The organism is Bradyrhizobium sp. IC4060 (assembly GCF_020193715.1).
GTDB classification, from domain to species: Bacteria; Pseudomonadota; Alphaproteobacteria; order Rhizobiales; family Xanthobacteraceae; genus Bradyrhizobium; species Bradyrhizobium yuanmingense.
This window is the reverse complement of sequence record NZ_JADYVJ010000004.1, coordinates 223,559-243,150: the sequence shown is the minus strand read 5'-3', so window position 1 is coordinate 243,150 and position 19,592 is coordinate 223,559. Positions and strand designations below refer to the sequence as shown.

General features: G+C 62.3%; 24 protein-coding genes and 1 pseudogene. 15 read left to right on the top strand and 10 right to left on the bottom strand.

Annotated features, from left to right (window positions below; translation table 11 throughout):
* Nucleotides 1-63: 63 nt before the first annotated feature.
* The 5 genes from I6F16_RS17130 to I6F16_RS17110 all read right to left on the bottom strand — a co-directional run bounded on the left by I6F16_RS17130 (nucleotide 64) and on the right by I6F16_RS17110 (nucleotide 3,260).
* Nucleotides 64-1,350 carry a divalent metal cation transporter gene (locus tag I6F16_RS17130; protein WP_225111971.1) on the bottom strand — a complete coding sequence of 429 codons (1,287 nt, stop codon included), beginning with the start codon at nucleotides 1,348-1,350 and terminating at the stop codon, nucleotides 64-66.
* Between the two features lie 151 nt (nucleotides 1,351-1,501).
* On the bottom strand, nucleotides 1,502-1,687 hold the full coding sequence (locus I6F16_RS17125) for a hypothetical protein (RefSeq protein ID WP_057028642.1): 186 nt from the start codon (nucleotides 1,685-1,687) through the stop codon (nucleotides 1,502-1,504).
* Between the two features lie 221 nt (nucleotides 1,688-1,908).
* Entirely contained in the window at nucleotides 1,909-2,535 is a 627-nt protein-coding gene (locus I6F16_RS17120) for a hypothetical protein (protein ID WP_036028865.1), read from the bottom strand.
* Nucleotides 2,536-2,583: 48 nt separating this feature from the next.
* Nucleotides 2,584-2,904 (bottom strand): hypothetical protein, encoded by a 321-nt coding sequence (locus I6F16_RS17115; protein WP_225112036.1) that lies wholly within the window; start codon nucleotides 2,902-2,904, stop codon nucleotides 2,584-2,586.
* 158 nt (nucleotides 2,905-3,062) lie between these two features.
* A complete protein-coding gene (locus tag I6F16_RS17110) occupies nucleotides 3,063-3,260 on the bottom strand; it encodes a hypothetical protein (protein WP_225111970.1) in 198 nt (65 codons plus the stop codon).
* Nucleotides 3,261-3,390: 130 nt separating this feature from the next.
* Between I6F16_RS17110 and I6F16_RS17105 the strand changes: the two genes are divergently transcribed.
* From I6F16_RS17105 to I6F16_RS17085, 5 genes are all read left to right on the top strand, one after another.
* Nucleotides 3,391-3,618, top strand: a complete 228-nt coding sequence (locus I6F16_RS17105; RefSeq protein WP_225111969.1) for a hypothetical protein — start codon at nucleotides 3,391-3,393, stop codon at nucleotides 3,616-3,618.
* Between the two features lie 185 nt (nucleotides 3,619-3,803).
* Nucleotides 3,804-3,995, top strand: coding sequence for a Myb-like DNA-binding domain-containing protein (locus I6F16_RS17100; RefSeq protein WP_036007637.1), 192 nt, complete (start codon nucleotides 3,804-3,806; stop codon nucleotides 3,993-3,995).
* A 332-nt stretch (nucleotides 3,996-4,327) separates the two neighbouring features.
* Nucleotides 4,328-4,519, top strand: a complete 192-nt coding sequence (locus tag I6F16_RS17095) for a CsbD family protein (RefSeq protein ID WP_225111968.1) — start codon at nucleotides 4,328-4,330, stop codon at nucleotides 4,517-4,519.
* Nucleotides 4,520-4,793: 274 nt separating this feature from the next.
* Nucleotides 4,794-5,042: a hypothetical protein gene (locus I6F16_RS17090; RefSeq protein ID WP_225111967.1), complete on the top strand. Its 249-nt coding sequence runs from the start codon at nucleotides 4,794-4,796 to the stop codon at nucleotides 5,040-5,042.
* Between the two features lie 124 nt (nucleotides 5,043-5,166).
* On the top strand, nucleotides 5,167-5,436 hold the full coding sequence (locus I6F16_RS17085) for a hypothetical protein (RefSeq protein WP_225111966.1): 270 nt from the start codon (nucleotides 5,167-5,169) through the stop codon (nucleotides 5,434-5,436).
* Here I6F16_RS17085 and I6F16_RS17080 read toward each other — a convergent pair.
* Nucleotides 5,430-5,654 (bottom strand): hypothetical protein, encoded by a 225-nt coding sequence (locus I6F16_RS17080; protein ID WP_036043971.1) that lies wholly within the window; start codon nucleotides 5,652-5,654, stop codon nucleotides 5,430-5,432. The two genes, I6F16_RS17085 and I6F16_RS17080, sit on opposite strands and share 7 nt — an antisense overlap.
* Nucleotides 5,651-5,851, bottom strand: coding sequence for a hypothetical protein (locus tag I6F16_RS17075; RefSeq protein WP_036007627.1), 201 nt, complete (start codon nucleotides 5,849-5,851; stop codon nucleotides 5,651-5,653). The genes I6F16_RS17080 and I6F16_RS17075 overlap by 4 nt, the downstream gene beginning before the upstream one ends.
* Nucleotides 5,852-6,180: 329 nt before the next feature.
* On the opposite strand from I6F16_RS17075, the gene I6F16_RS17070 reads away from it, so the two are divergent.
* The 4 genes from I6F16_RS17070 (at nucleotide 6,181) to I6F16_RS17055 (ending at nucleotide 10,344) form a co-directional block, all read left to right on the top strand.
* Entirely contained in the window at nucleotides 6,181-6,354 is a 174-nt protein-coding gene (locus I6F16_RS17070) for a hypothetical protein (RefSeq protein ID WP_225111965.1), read from the top strand.
* 464 nt (nucleotides 6,355-6,818) lie between these two features.
* Nucleotides 6,819-7,544 (top strand): DUF4261 domain-containing protein, encoded by a 726-nt coding sequence (locus tag I6F16_RS17065; RefSeq protein ID WP_225111964.1) that lies wholly within the window; start codon nucleotides 6,819-6,821, stop codon nucleotides 7,542-7,544.
* Nucleotides 7,545-7,792: 248 nt separating this feature from the next.
* A complete protein-coding gene (locus tag I6F16_RS17060) occupies nucleotides 7,793-8,416 on the top strand; it encodes a DUF1629 domain-containing protein (protein ID WP_225111963.1) in 624 nt (207 codons plus the stop codon).
* A 317-nt stretch (nucleotides 8,417-8,733) separates the two neighbouring features.
* The gene (locus I6F16_RS17055) at nucleotides 8,734-10,344 is read left to right on the top strand and encodes a hypothetical protein (protein ID WP_225111962.1); all 1,611 of its coding nucleotides are present in this window, start codon (nucleotides 8,734-8,736) and stop codon (nucleotides 10,342-10,344) included.
* A 140-nt stretch (nucleotides 10,345-10,484) separates the two neighbouring features.
* Here the strand turns inward: I6F16_RS17055 and I6F16_RS17050 are convergent, their stop codons facing one another.
* Together I6F16_RS17050 and I6F16_RS17045 are read right to left on the bottom strand one after the other, a co-directional pair.
* Complete coding sequence (locus I6F16_RS17050; RefSeq protein WP_225111961.1) at nucleotides 10,485-12,008, bottom strand: FAD-dependent monooxygenase; 1,524 nt, start codon at nucleotides 12,006-12,008, stop codon at nucleotides 10,485-10,487.
* Between the two features lie 187 nt (nucleotides 12,009-12,195).
* A complete protein-coding gene (locus tag I6F16_RS17045) occupies nucleotides 12,196-12,405 on the bottom strand; it encodes a hypothetical protein (protein ID WP_225111960.1) in 210 nt (69 codons plus the stop codon).
* A gap of 617 nt (nucleotides 12,406-13,022) precedes the next feature.
* Here I6F16_RS17045 and I6F16_RS17040 point away from each other — a divergent pair.
* Nucleotides 13,023-13,361 carry a hypothetical protein gene (locus I6F16_RS17040; RefSeq protein ID WP_225112035.1) on the top strand — a complete coding sequence of 113 codons (339 nt, stop codon included), beginning with the start codon at nucleotides 13,023-13,025 and terminating at the stop codon, nucleotides 13,359-13,361.
* A gap of 98 nt (nucleotides 13,362-13,459) precedes the next feature.
* On the opposite strand, the gene I6F16_RS17035 is transcribed toward I6F16_RS17040, so the two are convergent.
* Nucleotides 13,460-14,425 (bottom strand): hypothetical protein, encoded by a 966-nt coding sequence (locus I6F16_RS17035; RefSeq protein WP_225173881.1) that lies wholly within the window; start codon nucleotides 14,423-14,425, stop codon nucleotides 13,460-13,462.
* A gap of 90 nt (nucleotides 14,426-14,515) precedes the next feature.
* Here I6F16_RS17035 and I6F16_RS17030 point away from each other — a divergent pair, with 90 nt between their 5' ends.
* The 5 genes and pseudogenes from I6F16_RS17030 to I6F16_RS17010 all read left to right on the top strand — a co-directional run bounded on the left by I6F16_RS17030 (nucleotide 14,516) and on the right by I6F16_RS17010 (nucleotide 19,584).
* Complete coding sequence (locus tag I6F16_RS17030) at nucleotides 14,516-15,364, top strand: M23 family metallopeptidase (RefSeq protein WP_225111958.1); 849 nt, start codon at nucleotides 14,516-14,518, stop codon at nucleotides 15,362-15,364.
* Nucleotides 15,352-15,972: pseudogene (locus I6F16_RS38195) on the top strand (phage terminase large subunit); the annotation flags it as partial. The gene I6F16_RS17030 and the pseudogene I6F16_RS38195, both read left to right, overlap by 13 nt.
* Nucleotides 15,973-16,378: 406 nt before the next feature.
* Nucleotides 16,379-16,807: a GNAT family N-acetyltransferase gene (locus I6F16_RS17020; protein ID WP_225173879.1), complete on the top strand. Its 429-nt coding sequence runs from the start codon at nucleotides 16,379-16,381 to the stop codon at nucleotides 16,805-16,807.
* A gap of 213 nt (nucleotides 16,808-17,020) precedes the next feature.
* Nucleotides 17,021-18,289: a CoA transferase gene (locus I6F16_RS17015; RefSeq protein WP_225111956.1), complete on the top strand. Its 1,269-nt coding sequence runs from the start codon at nucleotides 17,021-17,023 to the stop codon at nucleotides 18,287-18,289.
* A 65-nt stretch (nucleotides 18,290-18,354) separates the two neighbouring features.
* Nucleotides 18,355-19,584: an acyl-CoA dehydrogenase family protein gene (locus I6F16_RS17010; RefSeq protein ID WP_225111955.1), complete on the top strand. Its 1,230-nt coding sequence runs from the start codon at nucleotides 18,355-18,357 to the stop codon at nucleotides 19,582-19,584.
* Nucleotides 19,585-19,592 lie beyond the last annotated feature (8 nt).

Genomic DNA, 19,592 nt, shown 5'->3' with positions numbered 1-19,592 from the left:
AGCGCGGGGCGGCGGGAAGATGCAGACATGCGGCGCGGCAGCGCGTCCGAAGCAGGCCTTGCGTCAGCCGATCACCGACGAGCCGAGCAAAGCGAGAACGGCGAGCGCCATGACTGCGGTGCCGAGCCAGCCCAGCGCGATCAGCCAGGAGCGGGCCCTGAAGCGGCCCATGATGGTGCGGTTCGAGACGATCAGCATCATCATCGCCATGATGGGGACGGCGACGATGCCGTTGAGCACCGCGCTCCACACCAGCATGTTGATCGAGTCGATGCCGGTGAAGCCGAGGCCGAAGCCGATGAGGGTTGCCGCGGCGATGATGGTGTAGAAGCCGGCCGCCTCGTCCGGCTTGGCCTCCAGCGTGGCGCGCCAGCCGAAGATCTCGGCAACGCCATAGGCCGCCGAGCCCGCCAGCACGGGAATGGCGAGCAGGCCCGTGCCGATGATGCCGGTCGCGAACAGGGCGAAGGTGAAATCGCCGGCCAGCGGCCGCAGCGCTTCTGCCGCTTCCGTCGCCGAGCCGATATTGGTGACGCCGTTGGCGTGCAGAACCGATGCGGTGGTCAGGATGATGAAGAAGGCGATGCCGTTCGAGAGCAGCATGCCGGAGATGGTGTCCGTCTTGATGCGGTCGAGCTCGTGATCGCCGCCGTGCTTGAGCTGGCGAAGCGGCTTGTCGCGCTCGCCCTGGTTCATCTCCTCGACCTCCTGCGAGGCCTGCCAGAAGAACAGATAGGGGCTGATGGTGGTGCCGAGCACGGCGACCACCATCAGGAGATAATCGGCGCTGACATTCGGCTTCGGCCAGACCGCGGCGAGCAGCGCCGTGCTCCAGGGAATCTGCACCGTGAAGGCGGTCGCGACATAGGCGAACAGCGCCAGCGTGAGGAATTTCAGCACCGGCGAATAGCGGCGATAGGGCACGAACACCTGCAGCAGGGTCGAGCCGGCCGCGAAGATCAGCGCGTGCTCGTGGTTGAGGCCGCCGATGACGAGCGAGAGCGCCTCGGCCATCGCGGCGATGTCGGCGGCGATGTTGAACGTGTTCGCGGCGACCAGCATTGACACCAGCGCCAGCACCGCCCAGCGCGGCGCGACGCGCATGACGTTGGCGGCGAGCCCCTTGCCGGTGACGCGGCCGATCTGCGCGCTGACGAGCTGGATCGCGATCATGAACGGCGTGGTCAGAAACACGGTCCACAAGAGACCGAAGCCGAATTGCGCGCCGGCCTGCGAATAGGTGGCGATGCCCGACGGGTCGTCGTCGGCAGCTCCGGTGATGAGGCCGGGCCCCAGCCGTTGCAACAGCGTCGGCGCGGATTTCGTTGGGGTGAGGGCGCTGTCGCTCATCAACGGGCTCGAACGGGTGCGGGACGTCGTCTTTAGCAAATGCGAATCGAATGCCATAAGTTCCCGCTGCCGAAGCGGGCGGCTGATTTCCGAAAATGCTAAGTCGAGTTTGCTCCGTCGGGCAAAACAGGGCTATATTGCCATCATCGGCCTACCTGATGCTGACGAACATGCCCCAGGCGGCGGCCAGCGCCGCGCCGGTGAAGAGGACCACCGGGTTGTCGCAGAACGTGCCGCCGTAGCTGCACACGTCCGCGCCGAATTGGCCGAGCTCATGACGGCTCGCGGAATAGAACAGTCCCGACAGCACCAGCAATGCAGCGGCGACGTAATACATCGAAGGTCTCTCCGGCTTGCCCCGTCCAGGCGACATGTCCCAGCATGAGGCGAAGAGATTTCACTTCGGCCAATCCACTTTGCGGCATTTGAGATAAAGTTTGACCCGTCGGGCAAAACACCGGCAAGATGGCACAATCGACCGTGCCGGCGTGATGACCGGTCGTCGACATCAAAAAGGCCCCGCACCGCGGGGCCTTTGTCGTGTCAGAGCTTACCGCCCTATCGCCGCGAGCCTACGCCGTAGAGTTCGCGCTCGCGGACGACATCCTCCGGCGACAGCGGCGGGCTTGCGGCGTCGAAGTCGGTCCAGCCGGACTTCTGCCAGGCGGCGCTGCGCTCCTGGAGGTTGACCGATCGCTCGTGCAGAAGCGCATCGAGGCGCGCGCGGTCCTGGTCCGGCACCCTCGCGGACACCAGCGTGCCGCCGCGGCGGACGCCCTCGGCATAACGCGATGCGTCTTCCCTGGAGACGCCGGCCTCGGTCAGGGCGCCGATGATTCCGCCGGTGGCCGCGCCGGCAGCCGCGCCGGCCGCGGTCGAGGCGAGCCATCCGGCCGCGACCACCGGGCCGAGGCCGGGGATGGCGAGCAAGCCGAGACCTGCGAGCAGGCCGGCGGCGCCGCCGAGCCCGGCGCCGATGCCGGCACCCGTGCCGGCGCCTTCGGCGCGATCATCGGTGCCGTCGCGGTCACGATCGACCTTGCCGGAGCGTGAGCCGTACCAATTGTCCGAATTGTTGGCGACGAGGCTGATGTCGGAATGCGGCACGCCGGCGCTTTCGAGCCGGGTCACGGCCCGCTCGGCATCGGCGTAATTGTCGTACAGGCGAGAGATGGTCGTCGTCATGTCTGGATCTCCTTGCTCGCGGATGACTTGAGCGATTACTTGCGCGAATTACTTGGCGGGGTTGACGTTGCCCTGGAAGTCGACGCTGACGTCGGTCTTGGTGCCGGCCTTGTCGGCCTTGCCGCGCCAGACGCCGTTGTCGTCCTTCTGAAGGCCGGAGACGTTGGAATAGCCCGCGCCCTCGATCCGCGATTTCGCCTGTCCCTCGGTGAAGCTGTTACGGCCCGCGACCGGCGCGTTGGAGTTGTTCTGGTCGGAGCTGTTCACGGCGTTGTTGCCCGGCCCGCTTTGCGCCGGCTGCGACTGAGCGCCCGCGGGCACCGAACCAAGCAGCAACAAGGTTGCGGCCAGAACTGTCAGATGTTTCATGTTGTTGTCTCCTGCAAGTGATTGTGCGGGCGACAACAAGTGAGAGTCGGATTGGTTGCTATTGGTTTGGATGAGTTTGCTGCGGCTCTTCGGCCGCGGCTCTTTGGTCACGACGACGAGCGAGTTGCCGCCGCGGCCGGACATGCGTCCGCCACCTGCTACTTTGAAGATTGCACGGACTCGGCCTGGCCCTTGGTGGGCTCCCACGGCGCCGGAAGGATCACGCGGATGGGGCGGGCTTCAGCGGCGCTTTGAACCACGGGTGCGGCCTGTTCCTTGACGGGCTCGGCCAGCGCTACGCTCATCAATGCAACCAGCAGCGCCAGGGAAGTTGTCATCAGCCGCACGTCCAGCATCGAAGCCTCCTGTTTGCGTGCTAACGCAATCCCCCGGAGTTGGTTCGGGGGCGATGGCCGGGAACAAGTGGCAATTTGTCGGGTTTGTAGAACACACGCCTGGAGGACCGGGCTGCTGGAGGAGGACACGATGAAGATCAAAGCGATCATTGCCGCCGCCGTGCTGACGTCAGTTGCGGCTCCCGCGTTTGCGCAATCGTTCTACGTTGTGCAGGACGTCAAGACGAAGAAGTGCACCATCACCGAGTCGAAGCCGACGACCACGGAAACGACGGTCGTGAGCGGCGATACCGTGTACAAGACCAGGGCGGAAGCCGAGGCCGGCATGAAGACCGTCAAGGTCTGCACCTCGAACTGATGCACTGAGCGAAGGTCTCACCCGAGCCCGCGCTCGAAACAAAGCCCGCGCGGAGCGATCCGTCGCGGGCTTAATTTCTGCAAAGTTCATTAGTGTCGGTCCGCCACGCGCGGCCAGATAGGAACTTGGTCCGTCCCGGCCGATTGTCGCCAGCGCTATAAACGACGGGTGAGCCAGCTCCAGCCATGCAATCACGCTATCCCTTGCTGAAGCGGTGGACGGCGGACGAGCATGAGCGGCTGAAAGCGCTGGCCGAAGCAGGCCGGCGGCCCGACGAGATTGCCGCAGAGCTCAACCGGAGCGAAGCGGCCGTGCGGGTGCGGGCCTGGCAGCACGGCATTGCGTTGCGCGGCGTCACGCAGAGGCGCGGCAAATAGCGCGTGCTGGGGGCGTGGACTCGTCGACACTCGGTCAGCGGGTCGGTGTCTGCTTCACGCTCAAGGCGGATGAGGACACCAAGCGAAAAACCCGGAGTGTGAGCGTCCGGGCCGATCGCAAGTAAGAATTACAAGTCCAATGCAGGAGCTAAACCAAACCTCAACGGCCCTGTCTGTCCACTTTTGCACACTCGCGGCGAGCAACAAGTACAAGCTGCGTAAACAGCTCATGGACATCGCAATCGACCGTTGTTCGTGTGGTGCGCGTCTCGCAGGAACGACAGCGCAGCGTTTTCGTTGTGCTCGTCTTCTAGACAAGGAGGATAACGATCATGGACCGTGAACATGTGAAGGGCGCCGCTGACAAGGCAAAAGGCGCGATCAAGGAGGGGGCTGGCAAGCTTAGCGGGGACAAGGACCTCGAAGCCGAAGGCAAGATGGATAAGGCCAAGGGATCCGCCCACAACGTCGCTGGAGATGTGAAGGACGCAGCGCGGGACGCCTCTGACGCCCTCAAGAAATAGCCAAAAAAGGAAAGTCTGAAACTGGCCGCCTCAGGGCGGCTTTTCCTTTTCTGCCAAGCCCAGGGCGATGACGAAACACGCCTGAAACAGTGCTGAAACCAGATCGTCCTGAACTCGGCGCCCGCCGGGGCCGACCAACCAAGCGAAACGGAGAGACAATCATGATCCAGATCGGTTCGAAGGAAGAAGTCGCGCTGCTGCTGGCGCTGTTTGGCACCCACACTCAGCCGGCGCAGCGGCCGAAGCCGAAATCGCAGCAGAGGTGAGTGACGCCATGCCCGGTTTGGCCGAATGCCAGAGCCTGCTCAGGCTCCTGATCGCCAGGGGCGATCCCAAGGCCATCCCGCTTGCCAAGGGCGCCATCGACCAGTACCTCAACACCGCACCGTTAAGCATGCGCGGGCGGGGCCTGCGCGTGCTTCAACGCGATGCGCTGGACCAGCACGATGCCGCGGTCGGCGTGCAGCGCTCGTTCGCCGAGACGGTGGACGCCTATATCGAGCACAAGCTCGCGGAGGAGTGAGCCGGCGCGGCCCGATCGCGTGCCGCCCGGTGTTCCCGGAACCTGCTGATTCCAAAGTGATTTTTTGCGGTTCTTTGCAACCTTCGCTCGCCCTCTGCGCTATAGGGGGCAGAGGATTACGGTCATGACGCGATATTACTTTGACCTTCGCGACGACAAGGGAATTGCGCTGGACGAGGAGGGACTGGAATTGTCCAGTGCGCGTGCGGTTCAGGCCGAGGCCGCCAAGTCCGTTGCCGACTTTGCGCGCGATGCGATGCTCGGCGCGCCGCCCACCGGCGACCGGCAGGAAATGGCGATCGAGGTGCGCGATGCGACGGGCCCGGTCATGCAGGTGAAGTTCAATTTCCAGATCGAAGATCTCAGGTCGCGCCCGCAGTCACGCGGTCATTGACGCGTCAGCGTCGGCCGGGACGGCTCGGGCAGGGGCGGGCAGAGCTGCTCGGAGTCCAGCACCGCGATCTTTCGGCCGAGCTGCCAGACCTCGACCTTGCCGAGCCGCGTGAACCGCTTCGCAAAATCGACCGCGGAGGAATCGGACGGGGCTTCGAACGCTTCGGCGGAGCGGAAGACGCCGTTCTCGCCGATGAGATAAGCGCGATATTGCATCATGTCGGCGCCCTCAGGCCGGGCGAGCGCAGCCAGGAATCGATCTGCATGGCGGTTTCGTCGCGGCGCGCCTGGCGCAGCAGCATGTCGCGCCGAGGGCCAGGGGCCAATTTGCGCGCTTCCTCGCGGCAGCGCTCCGCTTCGTCCGCGAGTCTCTCGCGCAAGGTGGTGGTCTGTTTGAATCGACGCCGCTTCTGCATCGGCGTGCTCCCTCGTTAGAGTAGGGCGGGAGCGCAACTGGCGTTCTCATCACCGATCGATGCCACGGGCCTTGCGGTGATGAATTTACCTTACGCCTCCGGCACAGCGGAGTCACATCATTTGATATGGTGCGCGGATTAATTTTCGCGAGAAGCTTGAGCGTGTTGAGCGGCTTACTCAATTTGCGCCGCGCGAGTCCTAAAGTTCAATATTGAACAGAAGCGACCTCTGTTAGTTGATGTTGCATCACCGGCCAAGGCTTTGTCCGTAGGCGTCGGTGGCTGAGAGACCGAGCGCGCTCCCGCCTGCAAAGCAAGGGAGCACCGCGATGACCGTCTATCGGCCGTTGCCAGCCGACCACGAGCAGACCGAATACATGCGCCAGATCGTGCGCGAATGCCGCGAGCTGTTGAAGCAATCGCCACCCGATACGTTTCTGGGACGCAGGACGCACGAGCCTTTCCAGCGCGAGGGCGACGCTACGCCGACCGAGGAGCGTTGACCGTCAGCGCAATCGCGATGGTTGGCGAGGGCCGGCCTGCAGGGCGCGGGTTTGCTCGGCGTCGTCACAGATCGCGCGGGCGATCGCGCGCTGACGTCAGGGCGAGGCGAAGCCGTTCTGCTTAGAGGAGGGCGGCATCGGCGCGCGTCAACAGAGGATCGGCCGTTGATCCGTACATGGGCGGTGCAACGCGGTGTGTTGCCGGTTGTTCATGGGAGGGCGGCCCCGGTGTGGCTCTGGCGACGGCGCGCGCGGTATTTCTTGTTGTTGCGTGAACCCCTCTATCTTGCGCTCACTCGGAGCGCGGAAAACGCCGATTGACATTGTTCCCTATTTGTTCTAAAGAGGGTTTCAACCTCTGGGCGAACAGCCGAAGTTTGACTCACACTGGAATTTCTGCGGGGTCGTTGATGAGTAGCTCGCTTCTCTCTTTTGTCCTGTTGAGCAGACCGGTGACGCCTGACATGTCAGCAGTCGCCAAAGTTCTTCACGCTCGCCATCCGGAATTGGCAGCAGAGGCGCCGGACGATGACGAGCTGCAACCGGCTCAAGCGAATTCGCCGCTCATCCGCTGTGGCAACGAGCTTGTTGCGGTCATGTCGATGCCGGCGCCCATCCCGCAGGATCCAGGGCTTTGGGCGCGCGCTGCGCGAACTTGGCCCGAAAGCGAGGCTGTGGCAACGAACCATCAAGGCCACATCATCGTCTCGCTGCTCGGAAAATCTGAGCAGCCGCTGGTCGCCGCCCGCCTTACGACTGCAGTCATCGGTGCATTGATTGCCACCGTGCCGGAATGTTGCGGCGTGGTGTGGGCGGGCCGGGTGGCACAGCCGGCCGATCTATGGCTCGATGCGTCTCGCTGGTCGCTCGCACCGTATCCGGACTATCCCTTTAGACTATGGGTCGACATTCTTCCGTTCCGGTCAGGTGCGAAGATCGGAGCGATCACGATGGGCTTGTCCGCGTTTGTCGGCCGCGAGATCGAATTCGTGACCGGTAAGCTCGCGCTTCCGGCGTTGTTCGACAAGGTGGCAGGACTTTCCGTGTATCCGATCGAGCACGGAAACGTGGTGAAGGACGGTGATACGATCGGAGCAACTGCGAGCGAGCGGATTGCAGTGCGCTACAAGAACTCTGATGTTTTTGGAGGTCTGCCGGTGTTCTATTGTACGGATGAATTCGAGCACTAGTCTCTCAAACTTCTTGCACGTGTCGAATGGTAGTTGCACTGCTCGAAATCGCTTTGACACGTCGGGCAAAACACTGGCAGAATGGCATCATGGAGAAAGGCCGATCAAGCTCGCGGGAAGCCGCGGGCTTTATTGTTGCGCGCAAGCCTTGTTCCACGTGCAAGTCCATGGTGAAAGAAATCGGCTTGAGAACTTCAAAGCTCTGAGAAGCGCCGTGGGCCGAGCGATAGGCAAGGGAGCGACAAACGATGCCCGAGTCAGGTATTGCAGCGCGAAAGAAAAAGTCGTCAAAGCTATACAAGTTCGAACGGGATATTAGAGTTAGCACGTCGCCCGGTTGGAACATGGAAAATTTCGACGCCTTGGGCGTTGGCCCCGTGCTGTATTCACCACGAGGCAAGCGAAGCTTTCCTCCGCTCCTAGAAACGCCGCGGCTGCTGATCGCCAGATCTCTCGGGCGGCCGCCGGCCGATTGGGAGCCATTTCACGACTTTTGGCTCGTGTCCGATCGGATGAAAAACGTTCTCGAGTCGGTGGACAGAGAGGGGGTTGCTTTTCTGAGATGCGAAACGCGGTCGTTGAGAGGAGAAGCACCGGTATATTGGCTCTGCGACATCGTCCGTGAGCTCGATGTCATCGATGAGGAGAAGTCGAACTTCAAAGTCCTGGACGATGGGACTGATTTCAGGCGGTATGTCGGCACGGCGATGGATTCCACGTTCGTCTTTCGCGAAGAGGTCATCGGTTCGGCTCATATCTTCCGAGCCCGCTTTTTGAACAAAGTTGTTTGTAGTCAAGCAATGAAGGATGCTTGTAAGGCTGCAGGCCTGAAAGGTCTAAGATTCGGAAATCCCTACATCAATTGGGGTTGATCCCAGACGTAGCGCACTGAGATACCGTCGAAAGTCTCCCAAGACTCAATGATCTATCAACGCACGTGAACCGCCCGCGTCCGAAGGTGCTTGCGTGTTGTTGGCGCGGGGGATTCCCCCGATCTACGTGATGTAGCCAAGCGCTCCGCTGTCCCGAAGCCTTCCGGCAGATGCCGACGTCGGCAACAGCTTCGTGCCACAACGTTTACCGGCACGTCGGACGATACAACCCGCAAATCCAGCGGCCGGCCTCCCCCGTGCAGGCCATCTAAACAGCATTCAAACCAGAACGCCGGCTGCATTCAGGAGCAGCTCGGATGCCGGCGCACGGCAGGAGCCGCAATTTCATGTTTCAAAATCACCACATTTTACTTCAGCATTTCGCCGACCACCCGGTCGTCCGCTTTTTACGTGGACGGTTCGAAGTTGACGCAACTCGAAATCGTATGAGTTTGCCCTCCGTACAATCGGCGGCAAGCGATCTGGGTGCGAGCCCTCATACTGGAGGCCATCTCGGGGCGTATCATCAGGGGTTCGGCGACTACCTTAAGACGGTAGAAGAATCTCCGAGGTACGCGGCGGCTCTCGCGGGTGACTCGCATGAGCTCGATGAGCTGGTGTCGGACGTAAACGCACTCGTGGCGGCCGCCAAGTACGCGCTGGCGAGCGGTCATCTATTTGCCAATACTCCTACGGGAATGACCACCGAAAACGCAAATGCGGTGAACAAGCAATGGTTCGACAACTGGAGAGCATACGCCGCCGATCATCAGACGCAGATCCGGGAGATGCAGGAGACAGTGGACCAATTCCTCGCTGCCGGTCGCGCGGACGCGGCCTTGGACTTTCCGCTTCTCTCTCCAACCAGCGGTCTCAGCATGGCAGAGAGGATCGCAATCCTGAAGCGTTCGCCGAAAGGCTCTCCTATCTCGCTGCAATTTACTAACGTTGGACCCGTCCCCGACCTTCCGGGCCTGGTGCCGCCCTTCGTCAATACGCGTTTGCCAGGTTTTATTCCGCCTTCGCTTGAGGAAATCAACGAACCGGAAGGATTTACTCCTAGCAATCCACTTATCACGTACGGGCTGCCGGGATTTCCGGCGACCAATCCTCAAGGCTTTGGACAACTACCTCCGACCACCGGGGTGGCCGAGGATCCTTTAGTGCTCAAGTATGATCCAGCAACCGGTTGGCCCCTTCCATTCTCCGAACGCTCACCGATATTGGACCCTGGCGCTCCGTCTCATGCAACGCCGCCGGCTGGCCTCTACATGGGAGCGGGACTTGCTGCGGCTGCGGTGTTAGCGCCACAATTCTTGCCTCTCTGGGCTCGGGTAGGGGTCGCTGGGCTAGCTGCTAGCGTACCGACGCTGGCAACTGCTGGGACTGGCGACGGAGGAGTGTTCTCCACCGGAGCGCCCGCATATGATCCATTCAATCGCGACCAGACGAGCAGCTATGTTGGCGGCTTGAATGCGGGCCCTTGGTCGAACGAAGATGCCAAAACGATCGCAACGCCCTTGGCGATGGGGCACCGCGGAAATCAGGACGAGACCTCTGAGGGACCAACTGAGCAGCCGCAAGCGCTTCAATCAGGAGTCTCGCGCTTAAGCGCATCAGTCGCGCCCGAAGATGTCCGGCGTCTCGCCCGTGTGAATGAGACGAACGCGGGCAACGTGTTTATATCGGGCAGTGCGCCAGTCCCGTATCTGCCGTCTACCGCATTCGACGATCGGTATGGCAATTGGACTATCCCGGCCGCTCGCGGCCAGCAGCCGCAACCCAGCAAGCCGATCGGCGTGTTTGCAGACGAGCCGAGTTATCTCATTCCTCCACAGATCTTCGGAGTGGACGGCTCCCTCCATCCGCGCGATGATGGCGAGGAATGGTTCTCGCGCTGGATACGGCCTTTGCTTCCGCCGCAATGACGTTTGTGTAGTGGAGCGAGAGTGGTCGTTTGACACGTCGGGCAAAACACTGGCAGAATGGCATCATCGAAAAGTTCGGAACAAGCCCGCGGATCTGCCGAGGGCTTGTTTGTTTTGGCGGGGCACGAGACGTTCGCGCCCTACGCACCACCCGGCCCGAACCACTGCGTCAGCGCCTCCGCAAGTCCGTGTCCGTTCTCGTCGCCCACCCAGGCCACATGACCATCGGGCCGCACCAGTACCGCGCTCGGTGCGGTGACCTCGCCGATCGCCGGAAGCAGCCACCGGCCATCGTAATCGGCATCGACGATCCCTATGCGCTCCGTCGAGAGAGAGATGTCGAGGCCGCCCGGCTTGCCGAAATTGATCAGCACGCCGCGCGCGCCGTGCAGCAGCGTGAACAATTTCAGCGGCTGCCCGTCCGCCACGAGATCGAGATCGGGCATGCGGCGGCCGAGCAGCGCGTGGCCTTCGCCGAGGTCGTAAGCAATGTCGAGCCCGCTCATCATCGCACCAAAGCGCTGTCGCGGCTCGTCCATGGCGAGCAGCTCGGCGATCACCTCGCGCTCGGCCTTGCGGCCGTCGTCGCCGCGGCGGAGCAGGGTGATCTGCGCCATGGTGTTCTTCAGGACGCGCGCGGCGACGGGATGGCGCTCCCTGTGATAGGTGTCGAGCAGGCTCTCGGGCGAAATGCCCTTGACCACCTGCGCCAGCTTCCAGCCGAGGTTGACCGCGTCCTGCACACCGAGGTTGAGGCCCTGGCCGCCGACGGAATGATGAATGTGCGCGGCATCGCCGGCGAGCAGCACGCGGCCTCTGCGATAGGACGCGGCCTGCCGCGCCGCGTCGGTGAAGCGGGAGATCCAGGCGGGGTTGTTGACGCCGAAATCGGTGCCGTACACGGCTTCGAGCGCCTCGCTGAGATCGCGCAAGCTCGGCTCGCCGCTGCGCGCGAGCTCGGCTTCCGTCACGACGACCAGCACGCGCCCGCTTCCCGTCTTGCTGAGGCCGTGGAAGCCGAGCGCGTCGTGACGCAGGCCGAATTGGGGCTCTTCGCGCATCTCGACCTCGGCCATGAGGTTGCTGAGCGAAGGTTCTGAGCCGGCGAAGTCGATGCCGGCGTTCTTGCGCACCAGGCTGCGGCCGCCATCGCAGCCGACGAGATAAAGCGCGCGCAAGCGCATCCCGCCGGACAGCGTGACGTCGAGGCCGGTGTCGTCTTCCGCAAAGCCCGTCACCTCGCGGCTGCGATAGATCGGCACCGCGAGCTCGGAGACCCATTCGGCCAGCAGGCGCTCGATCTGGTTCTGCCGCAGCGCGAGCCCATAAGGATGGCGGGTGGGGAGATCGCCGATGTCGAGCCTGGTCCAGGCGAAGCCGGCGAGCTGGGTGATTTGCCCTTCGCGCAGGAAGCGCTCGGCAATGCCGCGCTGATCGAGGATCTCGATGCTGCGCGCGTGAAGTCCGCCGGCGCGCGTCTCGACGATGTCCTGGCTCGCGCGCCGCTCGACGATTGCGACGTCGATTTGAGCCAGCGCGAGCTCGGCGGCCAGCATCAAGCCGGTCGGGCCGGCGCCGGCGATGACAACCTGATGGCCGGCGGCAGTTGCGCGTTCCGCGCTGGTTCGGCCGCGCGAGCGTGACGTCGGAAGCGGGAAAGGCATGTCGTGACCCCTCGACTGGTTGTTCAGGCCGAGGGGTCTTACGCGATCACCGGGGGCTTGAAGCAAGCCCCTTGCGCACCACATATCGAGGTGGGAGATGAGGCTCTCGCCTGTTCGGCGCGTTGACACGTCGGGCAAAACACCGGCACAATGGCATCATCGAGATGCGCGCCGCTTGTGCCGCGGGCTAATCGTCCTTCGCCAAATCGCCGGGTTGTGTAGGCAGATCGATGCTGCCGCCCTCGCCATGCGCGAGATCGCGGCCGTCGTCAGCCGTCACGTCGGCATCTTCGACGATCTGCGTGGACTGTTTCTTGTCGATGCGCGGCTTTGAGCCCGGACGATCTCGCGACGTCTCGTCTTGCGATGTGCCGGGTGAGGTCGTCTTGATGGTCATGGCCGGTCGCTCCTGATTGTCCAACGCGGCTCGTGCGAATTCGTTCGTTTGACACGTCGGGCAAAACACTGGCAGAATGGCATCATCGAAACGAGTTTGAGATGGCCCGCGCGGGACGCAATCCGCGGCGGGCTTTTTCAATTCAGCGGAAGGTTTTGACACGTCGGGCAAAACACCGGCGTAATGCCATCATCGAGACGAGTTTGGTTCACCCGCGCGGAACGCGATCCGCCGCGGGTTTTTTCGTTCTCGATTTTGGAATCGGACGGCGGCGGCGCATTGCGGCCACGCACTCGCTTGATAACGCGTTGAGAGAGCGCCGATCGGCGCGCCGTCGTCCGAAACCATTGCTGGCCGTGCACGCGCGAACGTGCCGGCCCGCGGCGCCGGGCATTTGCCTGCGCCGCTGCGGTCTCCGGGTTCAACCGAGATAGGGTTCGCGCCCGAAACGATCGCGCTCTTCGCGCGATCTGCCGCGCATTTCTTTTATAGGGAGAGACGATGACCGCCTACCTGATATCGCTCGCCGTCGCGGGCCTCGTTGCCATCGTGCTGTGGGAGACGTTCGCGTGAACGAGGACATCATCGAAGGTGAGCTCGAGCCTGCACCGGTCCGCTTGCCCGCGCGCGGGAAGACGCCGCGGGCGCGTAACCTGACCGAGATCCGCTCGCTCGCGCGCAGCCACACCCGAACCGCCATCAGGGTGCTCGTCGGCATCATGCGTAGCGAGGATGCAACGCCCGCGGCGCGCGTCTCGGCGGCCAACGCCATCCTCGATCGCGGCTGGGGCAAGGCCGCACAGCCGGTCGAGAACGGCCAGGACGGCGTGCTGGAATTGATTCACCGGATCGAGCGCATCATCGTGCATCCGGGAAGCTCGAACAGCGGCGACGCCGTCACGACGCTCGAGACAGTGGATATCCCGATCTGCAACCGCGTCTCGATTGAGCGTTGACCCGTCGGGCAAAACACTGGCAGAATGGCATCATCGACAGAAGTTGCTGTTACCCGCGCGGATGCAATCCGGCGCGGGTTTTTTGTTGGTGCCTTCGGCTAATTCCTGGTCTGCTTGCCAGCCCTGTGCTGCACGGCATAGGCGCGCTGCACCTGGTCGCTGCAATAGGACAGCTTTCGGCCGTCACCGGTGAAGCGCCCGTCCTTGATGATCCAGAGGACGACGGTCTTGTCGTCGATCTTCTTGAACATCAGGTTCTCGCGGTCCGGGATGGTGCTCGGGTCCTGCACACTGACGGCGTCAGGGCCGGAAGCCGCCTGTAAGGTGCAGGTAGCGTTGATCCTGACGGTGTCTGGGAGTTGAACACGCATCCGGCGGATATCGCACTTGTTCGAGGCCGTAACTATCGACTTCTTGGCGAACGCAACGACGGTATCGCTGAGTTTCGCGCAACGGTCCTCGAAATCGGCACCCAGTGCGGCGTAGACGCCATCTTGCGGATGAGCGCTCTTGAGAGCGAGCTCCTCTTCGGCCTTCCGCTTGGCTTCCTCGGCCTTTTGCTTGGCCTCTGCCTCGGCTCTTAGCCTCGCTTCAGCAAGCGCGCGCTGTGTACTCAGAGGGCAGTAAGCCGCGCGCCAGGGAGGATCCTTGAGCTTTCCGTTCAGGCTTTTCTGGACCGAGATCGCCGCCGCATCCAGTTGTTTGATGAACATGATCTCGTTGAATTGTCTGCTATCCCAGTTGGGATCGCGCGGGTTGAGGTTCTGCGCCAGATTGTAATCGTCACAGACCATTTCTACCTTCAGCGAGTCCGGGCCGAGATCGTTGATCTTCTTGACCTTGCAGCTCCATTCGTAACCGCTGACCGATTTCCTGCCGAGATCGATTGTCAGGCCGCCACTTTCATCACAGTCTAACTGGAAGTTCTTGCCAGGTTCGGCATAGACGCCGGCCTTGGGACGCCACTTGTCGGATGTCGGAGCAGGTGGTTCCTGTGCGAAGGCAGGAAGTGCGAGAGCGACCGTCGCGGCCGCAGTGAGAACGCGGCGGATAGCTCTTTTCATGTCAGCCCCTCATTCCTCGGCCACGCAAGATCGGCTCGATCAAGACACCGCACGCGAACTAGTTAGTCAACTACCGCAAAGGATATTCAAATGTGGGACGACATGATGCGGCGCATTCTTCAGCCCGTCGAGGGCATCTCGCCCCATGTCACGAGTCCATACGGCGCGGAGACAGGCAGGCCACGCGGATCAAGCAACCCACACCGGGGCATCGATTTCAATTATGTTGGTGGTCAAAGTGCTCGGCTGAACACGAGTCACCCAGAATTGCGATCTCCCGTGAATGGCGTCGTCGAGCGCGCCGGTGATGATCAATGGGAGACAATCTCGATCAGAGACAATAACGGCTTGCGTCACCAGATACTGCATACCAACTCTCGGAAGGTGAAGGTCGGCGATGTGGTTGCGGCGGGTCAGGTGATTGGCACGATGGGTAATACCGGTCTTTCTGACAAGAAGGGCAATCCAGGGCACCACCACGTCCATTATCAAATCAAGGATCTTGCAGGTAATGTTCTTGACCCAGGTGCGTTTGCGGATGCACTGGGACCGTTCGATCCAGTTCCTGCGCCGGCCTACATTCCGGAGTACAAGCGAGATCTGCAAAACGCGGATATGATGCCGCGGTCCCGTTCCAAAGATGTCCGGGTTTTGAGGAGGATGCCTGCCGGAAAGTCCGATCGATCTGCTTTCGACTCGAATGATCCCGCACCGATACCCGCTATTCCGCCTGATGCTTCGTTTCCGTCTTCGCCACAATCCGACTTCGAAGGACGGTACGGAAAATGGCCTTCGCCTTCCGGAGGCGGTGTCTTTGCGGGCTTCAATCAAGTGCCGCAACGACAATCCCACGCCCCGGGCAACGAAGACTGGCCCGCGATGTGGCGCAGGCGCACCGGCCTGCCTAGGGCGAGCGAGCGCAGCCATTGTCCATCCTGAAAATTCCGACCGCTAAAATCTTCGAGCCGCTGCTCAAGCCTGCGCGCTACAAGGGCGTTTACGGCGGACGCGGCTCGGGCAAATCGCATTTCTTCGGCGAACTTCTCGTCGAGACCTGCCAGGCCGAGCGCGGCACGCTCGCGGTCTGCATCCGCGAGGCGCAGCGCACGCTGGCGCAATCGTCGAAGCGCTTGATCGAAGGCAAGATCGCAAGCCTCGGGCTCGGGCACGGCTTCAAATTGTTCAGCGACAAGATCGAGACGCCCGGCGACGGGCTCATCATCTTCCGCGGGCTTCAGGATCACACGGCCGACTCGATCAAATCCCTGGAGGGGTTTCGCATCGCATGGATTGACGAGGCGCAATCCCTAAGCGCACGCAGCCTCGCGCTGCTGCGGCCGACGATCCGCGCCAAGGATTCCGAGCTCTGGGCGAGCTGGAATCCGCGTCGCAAGAGCGATGCGATCGACGATTTTCTGCGCGGGCGTCGGCCGGATGGTGCCGTGGTGGTGAAAGCCAATTGGCGCGACAATCCGTGGTTTCCGGATGTGCTCGAGGAGGAGCGGTTGCTCGACCAGAAACTCTATCCGGAGCGCTACGACCACATCTGGGAAGGCGAGTATGCACGCGCCTTCGAGGGTGCTTATTTTGCCTCGCTGCTCTCGGAAGCGCGTGCGCAGGGGCGGATCGGGAAAGTTGCCGCGGACCCGCTGCTGCCGCTGCGTGCCTTCATCGACATCGGAGGCGCCGGCGCCGCGGCGGATGCTTTCACCATCTGGATCGTGCAGTGGGTCGGCAGCGAGATGCGAGCCGATTTTCAGCACTTGCGGAGGTGGCGAAAGAGCGTGGAGCAGGCCCAGAGCTACACCTTCAAGGCAGTCATCACAGTGATTGCCACTGGCCTGATGGGTGCCGTCTGGCTTGGTGTCAAGGTGGTCCTGGGCAAATGAGCCTTCATGGCGCCGGTGACGTCGCCGCGCGTCCGATCAAGATCTGCTGCGCAATGAGTGGCTCATGTACAGAATTCGTATCGTCGATGCGTCCGATGATGACGTTGCTGAAACCCTATCTGATCTGCATCGGCTCACGTTCTTCGATGCCGCGGCGATGCCCACGTTCGACCTTGGCGCGTGGTGGCTAGCTTATCACGACGAGGAAGCAGTCGCCTTCGCCGGAATTGTGCCCTCGACGCACGTTCGAAATGGCGGCTATTTCTCCAGAGTCGGCGTGTTGCAACGGCATTGGGGACGCGGCCTTCAACGCAGATTGATGCGTGTGGTCGAGGCGAGGGGACGGCGTATCGGATGGGACAGCATCGTCTCTGATACGACGGATAACCCGGTATCGGCGAACAACTTCATTCAGTCGGGCTATCGGCTGTTCGAGCCCGAGACCCCTTGGGCTTGGGCGCATACGCTCTATTGGCGGAAGTGGCTGCACTGAGCAGGTTTGCCGCCGCACGGAACGCGCCGTCTATCTAATGGCCAGTACGCGCCTGGAACGTCCGAGGACCCGGCAGCCTAGGGGCTGCCGGGTCCTTTTGGCGTATTGAAGCGATGCCGGCGTGGGACTTGCGAAGTCGGCGGCGCCGGGCTTTAAGTTTGCTCTTGCAGGAAATTCGGCGGCCATAAGCCGATGTAAGGGAGAGCGCGATCGATGCCCACCAAGCCTCAATTGCCGGTACGTGCCTCGCATGGGATGGGAGGCCCGACCGCGCTGGATGGCCTATTGGTCGTTGATTTCACGCGTGTGGTCGCTGGCCCGGCCTGCACCCAGACGCTCGCCGACTACGGTGCACACGTCATCAAGATCGAGAATCCCGATGGCGGCGACGACACGCGCGCCTATGAGCACGCGGAGATTGGAGGCGAGAGCGCCGCCTTTCTCAGCCTGAATCGCAACAAGCGCGGCATCGCGCTCGATCTTGCCGTGCCGGAGGCGCGCGAGATCGCGCTGGATCTGATCCGCAAGGCAGATGTGGTCGTGGAGAATTTTTCGAGCGGGGTCATGAAGAAGTTCGGGCTCGACTATGAATCGGTCGCGCCGCTCAACCCGCGGCTGGTCTATTGCTCGATCTCCGCCTACGGACGCAGCGGACCGTTTGCCTCCCGGCCAGGCTTCGATCCGATCACCCAGGCGGAAAGCGGCTTCATGTCGCTTAATGGATTTGCCGACGGCCCGGCGGTTCGCACCGGCCCGCCAATTGTCGACATGGCGACGGGGATGTCCGCCTGCAATGCCATCCTGCTGGCGCTGCTCGCGCGGGAGCGGCTCGGCCGGGGGCAGCATGTCGAAGTTGCCCTGTTCGACGTCGCAATGGGAATGACCGGTTTCTACGGCATGGCCTATCTCATCAACGGCGAAAACCCCGGCCGGTTCGGCAATTCGCCGAGCGGGTCTCCCACCGTCGGCGTCTACGAGGCCTCAGATGGGCCGCTCTACATGGCCTGCGCCAACGACCGGCTCTACCGCAGGCTTGTGGTCGAGGTGCTGAATCGGCCCGATCTCATCACCGATCCGCGGTTTGCGACGCGCAAAGCCCGCTCGGAGAACAAGGAGCTCCTGCGGGCAGCCATTGCCGAAGTCTTCGCCAGTGATACGCTCGAAAACTGGATGGCGAAGATGAAGCTGGCAAATATCCCCGTCGGCTATCTCCGGACGGTCGAGGAGGGCTTCAACGCCCCCGAGGCTCGCGAGCGCCATCGTTTGAACCGGATTCCGCATCCGACAGCCGAGTGGGTGCCCAACATCGAGCCACCGATTACGATGAGCCTGACAGCCGCGGTCGACCCCGTCGCGGCACCTCTTTTGGGCGAGCATACCAAGCAGATCCTGCACGATACGCTCGGCTACAACGAACGTCGGATCGCTGATTTTGTCGAGAAGGGCGCCTTTGGCCCGGTCAAGCCTCCAAGGTCGACTTGAGGCACTGGCTCGGCTTGATTTGGCGAAGGTCCCGCCGCATAAATGTATGAAAGCGAGGGACACGAATGGCGCCTGGCCAGGAGCCGAGCAAGACCCAGCCCGCAGGCCTGCAAGCCGGCGGTGAGGTCTATGCGGCCATGATCGCGAAGGCCCGGAGCCTTCTTCCGCAACTGCGTGAGCGGGCGGCAAGGACGGAGGAGCTGCGGCATCTGCCCTCGGAAACCGAGACGGATCTTCATGAGGCCGGCCTGTTCCGGATGCTGCAGCCGGCTCGGATTGGTGGCGCTGAGCTCGACTATGTCGCCCTCGTCGATTGCGCTGAGCTGCTCGGGCAGGCGGATGCGTCGGTTGCCTGGAATCTCGCCAATCTGGCGAGCCATCACTGGATGCTCGGCATGTTCCAGCCGAAGGCGCAGGATCTGGTCTGGGGCCGCAATCCGGATACTTTGATCGCGTCCTCGTTCATTTTCCCCGCCGGACGCGCCACGCGGGTCAAGGGCGGATACCAGTTGCATGGCAGTTGGCCATTCTCCTCGGGCGTTGCCTCCTGCGAATGGAATATGCTTGCGAGCGTGGTCTATTCCGACGACGATGCCGACGGCATCGAGTATCGAATCTTTCTGCTGCCGAGCGGCGATTACAAGGTGCTGGACACTTGGAACGTCGCCGGATTGCGCGGGACGGGGTCGTGCGACGTCGAGGTCAGGGATGCCTTCGTGGCTGACCATATGACGGTCGCCGTAGGGAACCTCTCAGGTGGCCCCACGCCGGGAAGCGCGGTCAATCCGAATCCTCTGTACACGCTGCCTGTCTTCTCGCTATTTCCTTACGTCCTCTCCGGTGTCGCGCTGGGGAATGCACAGGCGTGCCTCGACGACTATACGGAGGTCGCGCGTCATCGTATTTCGACGTACAACCGCGCCAAGCTGAGCGATTTTCAAAGCACGCAGATCAAGATCGCGGAGGCCTCGGCCAAGATCGACGCTGCGCGCCTGATCATGCGGTCGGCCTGTCTCGATGCCATGGAAGCCGCACGGCGCGGCCATATTCCTGACATGGCGACCAAGACCAGATATCGCCGCGACGGATCCTTTTCCGTGAACTTGTGCACGGACGCGGTCTCGATGCTGTTTGCCGCGAGCGGCGCGCGCGGGCTGTTCACGAGCGGCGTGTTACAGCGGCAGTTCCGCGATGCGCACGCGATCAACTCACATCTCGCGTTCAACTTCGATGCGGCCGGGACCAACTACGGACGGGTGGCCCTCGGCCTGCCCTCCGAGAATCTCACGCTGTGAGGTCGGCC